Annotated in this window: 5 protein-coding genes; all 5 read left to right on the top strand. The window is 41.6% G+C overall.

Features of this window, described 5'->3' with window-relative positions; all coding sequences use genetic code 11:
- The first annotated feature begins 7 nt into the window (after positions 1–7).
- The 5 genes from LPA49_RS04740 (at position 8) to LPA49_RS04720 (ending at position 11972) form a co-directional block, all read left to right on the top strand.
- The gene (locus LPA49_RS04740) at positions 8–2092 is read left to right on the top strand and encodes a DUF1302 domain-containing protein (RefSeq protein ID WP_036968695.1); all 2085 of its coding nucleotides are present in this window, start codon (positions 8–10) and stop codon (positions 2090–2092) included.
- Between the two features lie 12 nt (positions 2093–2104).
- Entirely contained in the window at positions 2105–3469 is a 1365-nt protein-coding gene (locus LPA49_RS04735; protein ID WP_065979990.1) for a DUF1329 domain-containing protein, read from the top strand.
- 123 nt (positions 3470–3592) lie between these two features.
- Positions 3593–4597: a YCF48-related protein gene (locus LPA49_RS04730; RefSeq protein ID WP_230235831.1), complete on the top strand. Its 1005-nt coding sequence runs from the start codon at positions 3593–3595 to the stop codon at positions 4595–4597.
- Entirely contained in the window at positions 4597–6921 is a 2325-nt protein-coding gene (locus LPA49_RS04725; protein ID WP_230235822.1) for an RND family transporter, read from the top strand. The genes LPA49_RS04730 and LPA49_RS04725 overlap by 1 nt, the downstream gene beginning before the upstream one ends.
- Positions 6922–7133: 212 nt before the next feature.
- Positions 7134–11972, top strand: a complete 4839-nt coding sequence (locus tag LPA49_RS04720; RefSeq protein ID WP_074988262.1) for an NAD-glutamate dehydrogenase — start codon at positions 7134–7136, stop codon at positions 11970–11972.
- Positions 11973–12024 lie beyond the last annotated feature (52 nt).

Raw genomic sequence — 12024 nt, 5'->3', positions numbered from 1 at the left:
GAACACAATGATAAAAAGATCGCTTTTTGTTAAAAACAAAATAGCTTTGGGATTCGCGGCGGCGACTCTGGGACTCTCAAGCACAGCTTTGCACGCGGCCACTTTTCAATTAGGTGATTTTGACGTACGTTTTGACTCTAGCTTTTCATATGGGCAGAGTATTCGAGTCGAAGACCGTGACTTTGCAATTATAGGTAAAAGTAATAACCCATCATTTGATTGGTCGGGCTATCATCCTGCTTTAAATCCTATTTACTCTTCTTCTGATGTATGGAACCAGCCAGGCGCTTATTCAAATAATGGCGATGCTGGTAACCTTAACTTCGACAGTGGTGATTCTTTTTCAAAGCTGTTAAAAGGCAACCATGAGTTATCGATTAGTAAAGATAATTACGGTCTTTTTACCCGTTTCATGTACTTTTATGATTTCGCGTTGATGGATGGTGACTTTGCATATAGTAACCCAACATCAGGTAAGAAAGTTGACCCCTGTGATGATGACGACACCAAAGAGCAAGTATGTGCTGATTTACGCTTACTTGACGCGTACGTCTGGGCGAACTTTGACCTTAACGAAGGTCGAAACCCGCTGTCTATTCGCTTAGGTCAGCAGGTCGTTAACTGGGGTGAAAGTACCTTAATTTCTCACGGTATCAACGTAAACCCGGTTGATATTGATCGTTTGAAAGCGCCAGGTGCGGAGTTAAAAGAAGCATTCATACCCGTTGGTATGCTATGGGCTTCATTAGGTATTACCGATAATATTACCCTTGAAGGTTTTTATCAGTATGAATGGCACGAAACGCGCCTTCCTGCTGCAGGTACTTATTTTTCAACGAATGATTTCGCGTCTGAAAATGGTTACCAACAAAATATCCAGCTTGGTTTCACATCAAACCCTGATATCGATTTAGCTTTCTTAACAGACAGCTTAAATAGTTTAGATGATATTGTGCGCTCACAAGGTATCGATCCTACATCGCCGCAAGGGCAAGCAATGATGGCGCAAATGTACCTGGCATTCCCGACCAAAGTTGCTTTAAAAGGCAAGGGTGATGCGGGTAAAAATGAGCCTGATGATGGTGGACAATACGGTTTACGTTTAGGTATGTACTTACCTGAACTAAACGATACAGAAGTCGCCCTTTACCACATTAACTATCACAGCCGCCGACCTGTTATTTCTGGTCAAGTATCTAATTTTACATCGCAAGCATTGGCTGCTGATATTGGTATGCTATTAACTTCTGAAATAACAGAAGATAATGTTACAAGTCTTCAAGCATTCACTAAAGGGCAATTAGAGTACCCTGAAGATATTAAGCTGTACGGTTTAAGCTTTAATACAACCGTGGGTGAGACCGCACTTGCGGGCGAATTTGCCTTCCGTCAAGATGAGCCACTGCAAATAGATGATGTTGAATTATTATACGCTGGTATGCCTGAGCAATTAGCTGTTGCGGGTATTCGTCCTGATTTTGCAGGTATTTCGCAAATGAGCTTAGGCGATGCGACCAGTGTCGTTGGTCCTGGTGAAGTTGCACAAGGCTATATTCTTCGTAATACAGCTCAGCTTCAGTTTACTGCTACCCATTTATTTGGCCCATCTCTTGGTGCTGATAGTTGGGCTGTTGTGGGTGAAATTGGTGGTGTTCGTATTAATGATATGCCGGAATACGATGAGTTACGCTTGAATGTTGCGGGTACGGGTCGAAGCGGTATCATGCAAGGCCCATTAGGTGATGATTATTCGACACTCCACCTCGGTATTTCAAACGGCCCTGAGACAAACCCATTTCCAACTGCGTCTGCGTGGGGTTACCGCTTAATCGCTAAAGGTGATTACTTTAATGTCTTTAACGGGGTGAATTTCTCACCACGTTTCGTATTTTCACACGACGTGAATGGTATTACACCTGACCCGATGTTCCTGTTTGTTGAAGATCGTAAGTCACTGGGCGTGACGATGAACTTTAACTATCAAAATGCGTGGTCATTCGACTTTAGCTACAACTCTTTCTGGGGTGGTGGTGCGACGAATACTTTCTCTGACCGCGATTATGTTTCTTTCAATATTAAATATTCAATTTAAGGGTAAATTATGATTATTAGAAAACCTACCCTCATTGCTGCAGCGTTTTGTAGCGTTTTTGCAAGCAGCAGTGTGCTTGCAAAAATTACCGCTGATGAAGCGGCACGTTTAGGTACAGATTTAACACCCATTGGTGCAGAAAAATCGGCAAACAAAGATGGCTCTATCCCTGAATGGACAGGCGGTATTACAACGCCTCCTGCAGATTACAAACCGGGTATGCATCACCCTGATCCGTTTGCAGATGACAAGGTATTATTCACCATCGATAAGTCGAACGTCGATAAATACAAAGATCTCTTGAGTCCTGGTCAAATTGAGTTATTCAATACATACCCTGACACATTTAAAATGAACATTTATCCAACCCGTCGCAGTGCTTCGTATCCTCAGTTTGTATACGATGCTACTAAAAAATACGCGACTACGGCTGAATTAGTTGAAGGCGGTAATGGTATTAAGAACACGGCAGTAGGCGTGCCATTCCCAATTCCTAAAGACGGCTTAGAAGCAATTTGGAATCACCTATTACGTTTTCGTGGTTTAGCCGTAGAGCGTTATGCTGGACAAGCAGCACCGACGGCATCAGGCTCGTATAATTATGTAGGTTTTGATGAACAGTTGTTAGTTGAATACTCAAATCCAAAGTCGACACCTGAACAACTTCAAGAATCAAATATTCTATTTAAGTTTAAACAAAAGGTAACAGAACCTGCTCGTCTTGCTGGTACCGCATTGCTTGTTCATGAAACAATGGACCAAATCTTAACGCCACGTCAAGCATGGACCTACAACTCAGGTCAACGTCGTGTTCGTCGTGCGCCAAACGTAGCCTATGATGCACCGGGTACTGCAGCAGATAGCTTACGTACAACCGACGACTTTGATATGTTTAATGGTTCACCAAATCGCTATAACTGGACATTAAAAGGCAAGCAAGAGCTTTATATTCCTTACAATAGTTATAAGCTTCATAGCGACAAGTTAACCTACGATGATATTTTACAAGCGGGTCATATTAACCCTGAACATGTGCGCTATGAAAAGCACAGAGTATGGGTTGTAGAAGCGAACCTTAAAGAAGGCACGCGTCATATTTATAAAAAGCGTGTGTTTTATATTGACGAGGATAGCTGGCAAGTTCATGTAGCCGATATTTATGATAATCGCGATCAAATGTATCGTGTTGCAATGTCGCATGGCTTGAACTACTACGAAGTACCTACGCATTGGAGTACGCTAGATGTATACCACGACTTAAATTCACGTCGTTATTTAGCGATTGGTTTAGATAACCAAGAAAAAATGTATGACTTCTCAAAAACATTAAACGACAATGAGTTTACCTCTAGCGCATTACGCCGCGAAGGTCGTTAATCTACACACTAGGCACCTGGAAACAGGTGCCTCTTGCAATGTAGGCAAGTCAACGTATGAAAGGTGTAATCACGATTATGTTGTTGGCTTGCTTTTTTATTCTATCGAAGGCGATTTATCTTTATGAAGTATTTGCTTTATGCTTGTCTTGCTTATAGTGCTTCATGTTTTGCTCAAGACATGCCACAGCCTCAGCAGGCAATTTCTGCTGTTAACGCAGACAAAACCCTTCTTACTGATATTGAGATATCAGGCAATCAACTCATCGCAGTTGGTAAACATGGTGTTGTCATCACGAGCTCAGATGCACAGCAATGGCAACAGGCGAGTGTACCTACACAAGTGTTATTAACGGCAGTGAACTTTTATGACACGGATTTAGGATGGGCCTGTGGCCATGATGCAACCATTATTAATACGACGGATGCTGGTAAAACATGGCAATTGCAACAGGCATTGCCCCATATGGATAAGCCGTGCTTAGACATTTTATTTACCTCAGCGCAGCATGGCTACGCAGTGGGTGCTTATGGGATGTTTTTTGAAACGAATGATGGCGGAAAAAACTGGAATAAACGGTTTTTAGACGGCTTATTATTTGAGGATGATCGTGTTTATTTAAACGATCTTAAAAACAATGATCCTGAAGGATACGAAGCTGAAACAGCATCAATCCTGCCACATTTTAACCGTATTGTTAACGTTGCAGACCGTTTAATGCTCGTAGGTGAAATGGGTTTAATGGCGCAAAGCCTAGACAATGGTCAAACATGGCAGCGTTTAGAAGAAATATATATGGGTTCTTTCTTTACGTTTGCGTCAACTGCACAAAGCGGTGGCGAAGATCTTGTTGCAGGTCTACGAGGAAATATTTTTACACGCCAAGCGCAATCTCAAGAGTGGCTACAAGTTGACTCTGATAATCACGCTACCGTTAATAGCGCAATTAATTACAAAAATGAATGGCTATTATTCGCAAACAGTGGGGTTATTTTTCATATCAAAGATGGTGAGCTAACAGAAGAGCAGATGGCTGATGGTAAATCATTACTCGATGGCGTTGTATTTCAGAATAAACTGGTTATGGCTTCTGAAGATGGCATTAAAGTGAAGGAGTTGAATCAGTAATGCGTGGCTTTTTAGATTTTTTAGAAAAGGCGGTGTTTCGTCATCGTCTATTTGCGATTATTTCGTTTGCAGTAATCACCTGTTTTTTATTGTTTAAAGCAACACAAATTCAACTCGATGCGTCGTTTAATAAGAATATTCCACTAAACCACGAATACATGAAAGTGTATACCAAACATGAAAAGCAGTTTGGTGGTGCAAACAGCATTTTAATTTCAGTGTGTGATGCTGAGGGCGATATATTTAATGAGGAGTTTTTTACGCAGTTAAAAGCTGTTCATGACCAACTTTACTTTATTCCTGGGGTAAATCGTCCGCTAGTAAACTCAATTTTTGCTCCTAGTGCACGTTTTGTAGAAGTGGTTGAAGACGGCTTTGCCGGTGGCCCAATTATTCCAGCCAACTTTACTGCTGATAAACAAGGTTTAGCAGTTGTAAAAGAGAATATTGAAAAAGCAAAAGTTGTGGGGCGCATGATTGCGAGTGATTATTCATGTGCGATGGTGACAGCACAGCTACTTGAATTTGATCCCCAAACGCAAGAAAAACTCGATACCCTCGCATTTGCTGAAAAATTAGAAACACAAGTGCGCGAACCGCTCAGTACAGACAAAGTCAGTATTCATATTATTGGCTTTGCAAAAATGGCGGGCGATGTTGCAGAAGGTGCGAAAGGCGTGGTGCTGTTTTTCGCTATTGCTATCGCATTTACATTTATCATGGTGTGGTTATTCTGCCACAGTTTAAAACTAACAATTTTGCCGATTGCTTGTTCAATTATAGCGGTCATCTGGCAGCTTGGTTTACTGTCAAGTCTTGGCTTTGGACTTGATCCAATGTCAATCCTAGTGCCATTTTTGGTGTTTGCTATTGGTGTAAGCCATGGCGTGCAAATGATCAACGACATTGGTAAAAAAGTGTGCACCGGCAGCAATACACGCGTGTGTTGTCAGGCAAGTTTTAGAGCCTTGTTAATCCCCGGTGGTATAGCGTTGTTATCTGATACGATTGGCTTCCTAACATTATTAACCATTGATATCGGTATTATCCGAGAGTTAGCGATTACAGCGAGTTTGGGTGTGGCGGTGATTATATTCACTAACTTGATCCTTTTGCCTGTTTGGGCGTCTTACATGAACTTTGAAGGCTCGGTGCGTATCCAATCTGGTAACCACACAGACAAACCAAACATGCTGGATACCTTGCGTGAAATTTTGGTTAAGACAACTGAACGTAAGACCGCAGCAGTCATCATTGTTTTAACGGCACTCCTCTTTGCAGTCGGTTACTGGCAGGCAGATAAAATGCGTATTGGTGACTTGCACGCCGGCGCTCCTTCACTGCATCAAGATGCGCGATATAATCAAGACACCTTCTTGATTTCAGATAAGTACACGATTTCATCTGATATTTTAAAAGTGATTGTTGAAGCATATCCTGCAGCGTGTACAGAGCATGATGTAATGGAGCGAATCGGTCGTTTCCAATGGCAAATGGAAAATGTAGCTGGCGTACAATCAGCAGTGAGTTTAAGTAGCGTTGCTCAGTCGGTTAATGCTGGTTTTAATGAAGGTAATTTAAAATGGCAAAGTTTACCGCGTAATACCGCAAGCTTAGTGCAATCGACATCGCGTGTTGAGACCAGCTCTGGTTTGTTAGATGGTAACTGTTCAGTGATGCCTGTAATCATTTTCTTAAATGACCATAAAGCAGAGACAATTGATCATGTTGTCGCAAAGGTAAAAGAGTTTGCAGCTCAAGAGCAAACCGATAAAGTTCAATTTAAGCTAGCTTCAGGCCCTGTTGGGGTAATGGCTGCAACAAATGAATCTGTGTCGGCTGCACAATTACCGATGATGCTCTATGTTTATGGCGCAGTTATTTTACTTTGCTTAGTGAGTTTTAGGAGCGTAAAAGCCACAGTAGCCGTGGTACTGCCGTTGTATATCGTATCAACACTTGCGCAAGCATTAATGGTGCAATTAGAAATAGGCTTAACGGTATCAACCTTACCTGTTATCGCATTAGGGGTGGGGATTGGCGTTGATTACGGAATTTACATTCTGTCATCGATGATGTCACAGATAAAACGTGGCGTCGCATTAGAAGTCGCTTACCGTAACGCTCTTGTTGAACGAGGCAGTGCAGTACTCTTCACAGGTATCACCTTGGCGATAGGGGTGAGCACGTGGATTTTCTCTGATCTGAAGTTCCAGGTGGATATGGGTATTCTGCTTACCTTTATGTTCTTAGTGAATATGTTAGGTGCAGTGCTGCTTTTACCCGCGATTGGTAGCTTCCTCTGGACTGACCAGAAAAAATAATGTAAATAATTGTGCTCCGATATGGCCAGGAATGGCCATATATATCTATATTTTGTGAATAGATGACCAAATAGCTGAAAAGCTTAAAATGATTTCATCGAAAAGGCTGTTTATTAGCTGTAAAAGAGTTAGAATTTACCTGACTCCACGCTAATAAATGGCTGTACAAATATTCTACTAATCAATAAGTAGTATAGATTAAGGAACATACAATGACACGAAATGAAGGGCAAGCCTCGGTTATCTTAGATAATGTCTGTAAGCTGATCCAGAAAAAAGTTCACGCTGATAATGTGTTACTCGTTGAGAAATTCGCCAAAGCCTTGTACAGCAATATGTCTAAAGAGGATTTGGCACATCGCAACGATAGTGACTTATATGGCGCTGCACTAAGCCTATGGAACTCGCTAGAAAAAAATAATTCTGATGACGCGGTTGTCCGTGTCTTCAATCCTGAAGTAGCAAAAGATGGCTGGCAGTCATCGCACACAATTGTAGAAATTATCGCTAAAGATATGCCTTTCTTAGTTGATTCTGTGCGCATGGCCATGACCCGCGAAAACATCGCTTCTCACTTGCTACTTCACTCTCCGCTTAAAATTCAACGTGATAAAAACGCAAAAATCACGGGTATTTCTAGCTTAAAAGCAGAGCAAGAATCAACGTCTACAAAAACGGTATTCTTTATCGAAATTGATCGTCAAACAGACGCAAAAGTGATTGAATCGTTTAAGAAAGAGCTTGAATCTGTGCTTGTTGATGTTTCTGTTGCTGTAGAAGATTGGCAGCCAATTCGTGAAAAACTAATTGCTGTAACGAAAGACTTACCGAAGCGTCACCATAATAATAAAGAAAGTGAAGTTTCTGAAACGGTTGAGTTTTTAGACTGGTTAGCGAAAGATAATTTCACTCTAATGGGATACCGTGAATACGAGCTTTCGCCAGTTCAAGGCGACTATCAGTTAAAAGGTAAAAAAGGCACTAGCTTAGGTTTGATGAAAAACTCAGACGAAGAGCACAGCCGTCTTTTATCTGAGTTACCTGAAGTGGCGCGTCAAGAAGCGCGTAGCAATAACTTACTCATCTTAACAAAGACGAACTCAGTGTCTCGCGTTCATCGTCCTGCGTACATCGATTATGTAGGCATTAAACGTTTCGATGACAAAGGTAACGTGGTTGGTGAAGACCGTTTCATCGGTTTATTCTCATCAAGTTTTTATAACAACAGCGCCGCTGATGTGCCTGTACTAAAAAGTAAAATCAACCGCATTATGGAAATGTGTGATTTTGCAAAAGGTACGCATGCATACAAAGCCGTGTTAAATATTTTAGAAACGTACCCGCGTGATGAGCTTGTACAAGCACGTGAAACCGAGCTGCTAGAAGTTGCAATGGGCGTGTTACAAGTACAAGAGCGTGATATGTGTCGCATTTTTGTTCGTAAAGATGCATACGGTCGTTTCTTCTCGTGTATGGTTTATGTACCACGCGAGCGTTACAACACCGCACTTCGCCGTGAAACACAAAGTATTTTAGCGAATGCATTTAATTCTGACGAAAAAGTCGAATTTACTACTTTCTTCTCTGAGTCGACATTAGCCCGTACACACTACACGGTGCGTGTGACTGACAATAATATTGAATATAACGTGAAAGACATCGAAAATAACCTAATTGAAGCGGCCCGTACTTGGGAAGATAGATTGCAATCTGCATTACTTGAAAGTGCAGGTGAAGCACGCGGTAAAGAATTAAACCGTAAATATGCGCAAGCTTTTGCAAGTGCGTATAAAGATCAAGTTCTTCCAAGCGCTGCAGTTGTTGATATTGAAAAGCTTGAGCTTCTTAACGACGAAAACAAATTAGAAATGTTGTTCTATCGTCCGCAAGAAGAAGCGAATACCAATGTTGTACGCTTAAGCTTGTTCCATAAGGATGAGCCTATTCATTTATCTGACGTCATGCCAATGTTAGAAAACTTTGGACTTCGCGTTGTAGGTGAAACGCCTTACTCAGTAAAAACAACTGATGGTAACGTTAATTGGATCATGGACTTCACCATGCTAATTGACAACAAGGGTATCGCTGACTTTGATAAAGTGTCAGCTCGATTCCGTGCTGCATTAACAAATGTCTGGAACAATCGTTTAGAAAACGACGGCTTCAACCGTTTAGTATTAATGGGTGGCTTAACAGGTCGTGAAGCATCAATTTTACGTGCTTACGCGAAATATATGCGTCAAATTGGTGTAACGTTCTCGCAAACTTACATTGAAAGTACTTTTGCTAATTACCCGCATATTGCATCACAAATCGTTAATTTATTTACTAAGAAGTTCTCTGTTAAGAACCCTGGTAGCGAAAAGACGCTTGAGAAACTGATTAGTCAAATTTACCTTGAGCTTGAAAACGTTGCTAACCTAGATGATGACCGTATCATTCGTTTATACGTTGATATGATTAACGCGACACTGAGAACTAACTTCTTCCAAAAAGAAGCTGATGGCCAGTTTAAGTCATATGTATCGTTCAAAGTACAGCCTTCAATGATCCCTGAAATGCCACTACCGCTTCCAGCGTTCGAGATTTTCGTTTACTCGCCGCGTGTTGAAGGTGTGCATTTACGCGGTGGCAAAGTTGCGCGTGGTGGTCTGCGTTGGTCAGACCGTCGTGAAGATTTCCGTACTGAAGTATTGGGTCTTGTTAAAGCACAACAAGTTAAGAATACAGTTATTGTGCCAGTAGGCTCGAAAGGTGGTTTCGTTTGTAAGCAACTTCCAACAGACCGTGAAGCATTTTTTAAAGAAGGCCAAGAGTGCTACAAAATCTTTATCCGTGGTTTATTAGACATTACAGATAACATTGAGCGTGGCGAAATTGTTCCGCCTGTTGATGTTGTCCGTCATGATGAAGACGACCCATATCTTGTTGTTGCTGCCGATAAAGGTACTGCTACATTCTCTGATATCGCAAATGGCATTGCTAACGAGTATAACTTCTGGCTAGGTGATGCTTTCGCATCAGGTGGTTCAGTGGGTTATGACCATAAGAAAATGGGTATCACTGCAAAAGGTGCGTGGGAATCTGTTAAACGTCATTTCCGCGAAATGGATATCGACTGTCAAACAACAGATTTCACTGTGGTGGCCATAGGTGACATGGCGGGTGACGTATTTGGTAATGGTATGTTGCTTTCTAAGCACATTCGACTGCAAGTGGCGTTTAACCACATGCACATCTTTGTTGATCCTAACCCTGATGCAGCGACGTCATATCCAGAACGTGAGCGTTTATTCAATCTACCACGTTCTTCGTGGGAAGATTACAATAAAGATCTTATTTCACAAGGGGGTGGCGTTTTCTCTCGTGCCGCTAAATCAATTAGCTTAAGCCCTGAAATGAAGAAAATGCTTGGCACCAAGAAAGCAAGCATGACACCTAATGAGTTAATCAAAGCTGCCTTAATGATGGAGTTTGATTTACTGTGGAATGGTGGTATCGGTACTTATATTAAGAACTCTAAAGAAACAGATGCAGATGTGGGCGACCGCGCGAATGATGCATTACGTATTAATGGTGCTGAACTTGGTGCGAAAATCTTAGGTGAGGGTGGTAACTTAGGTGCGACGCAACTGGGTCGTATCGAATTTGCTGCCAAAGGTGGCCGTGTAAATACTGACTTTATTGATAACGTGGGCGGTGTTGCCTGTTCGGATAACGAAGTTAACATCAAAATTTTATTAAATGGTTTAGTGGCAGAAGGTGACTTAACACGTAAACAACGTGATGAGTTACTGTATTCAATGACCGATGAAGTGTCACAACTAGTCATTAAAGATTGTTACCGTCAAACGCATACACTGTCTATTACTCAGTCTAAAGGTACGTCAACACTTAAAGAAAAAGTACGCTTTATTCATGCACTTGAAAAAGATGGCAAGTTAAATCGTGCGATTGAGTTCATCCCAACAGATGAAGAATTAGCTGAGCGCGCAGCCGCAGGTAAAGACTTAACTCGTCCTGAGCTGTCTGTGCTTGTTTCATACGCGAAAATGGTTCTTAAAGAGTCTCTTGTTGTTGAAGAGATCACAGAAAACCCTTATTACCGTCAGTTGTTAGTTAATTCATTCCCAGTGCCACTTCGCGAGAAGTTTAACGACGCAATGGATAACCACCCACTTCGTAAAGAGATTATTGCAACTAAACTTGCCAATAATATCGTAAACGATATGGGCCTTAACTTCATGGTTCGTATGAATGAAGAAACCGGTGCAAACGAAGCTGAAATAGCACTGTGTTATTCAATCGCTAAAGAAGTGTTCCAGATGACAGATACGTGGTCATCAATTGTGGCGCTTGATAATAAGATACCAGCGGCAGTTCAGACAGAAATGCTGTATCAATTACGCCGTACTGTACGTCGTGCAACACGTTGGTTCTTACGTCACCGTAATAAAGCACAAACGATTGAACAAGCAATTGAGTTCTTCTCACCCACATTCGCCGATTTAAGCGAAAACTTAAACAGCTACATGGTTGAGAAAGAAAGCGAACGCTTAGTTAAAGCAGCAGATAAATTGATTGATAACAATGTGCCAAAAGCACTGGCTACGCGCATTGTCTCACTTTCAAGCTTATTCTCTGTAATGGACTTAGCTGAAATTGCTAATAACTCAAATTGCAGTATCGACATGGTGTCTAACACTTACTTCAAGCTGGGTGCGCGTATGGGATTACATTGGTTCTTAGACCAAATTACGAATCAACCTGTTGCAAACCATTGGCAAGCACTTGCTCGTGCATCATACCGAGAAGAGCTTGACTGGCAACAACGCACATTGTCAGCGGTTGTGTTAAATAGCTTTGTTGGTGACAACAAAGATGTAGACGCACAAATTGACGAGTGGATGGATAATCAAGAGTTGTTATTACAACGTTGGAAACAGATGTTATCTGAGTTTAAGACATCGCAAAGCCATGATTTTGCGAAGTTCTCAGTGGCACTTCGTGAACTAATGTTGCTAAGCCACAACTGTGACACTTCCAAATAAATGAAAAGTCGTTAAAATACATACCCCAGCTCGCTGGGGTATTTTTTTGCCC

The sequence above is a fragment of the Pseudoalteromonas sp. MB41 genome, assembly GCF_020966275.1.
Classification (GTDB): Bacteria; Pseudomonadota; Gammaproteobacteria; order Enterobacterales; family Alteromonadaceae; genus Pseudoalteromonas; species Pseudoalteromonas lipolytica.
This window is presented reverse-complemented; position numbering and strand designations above follow the sequence as displayed.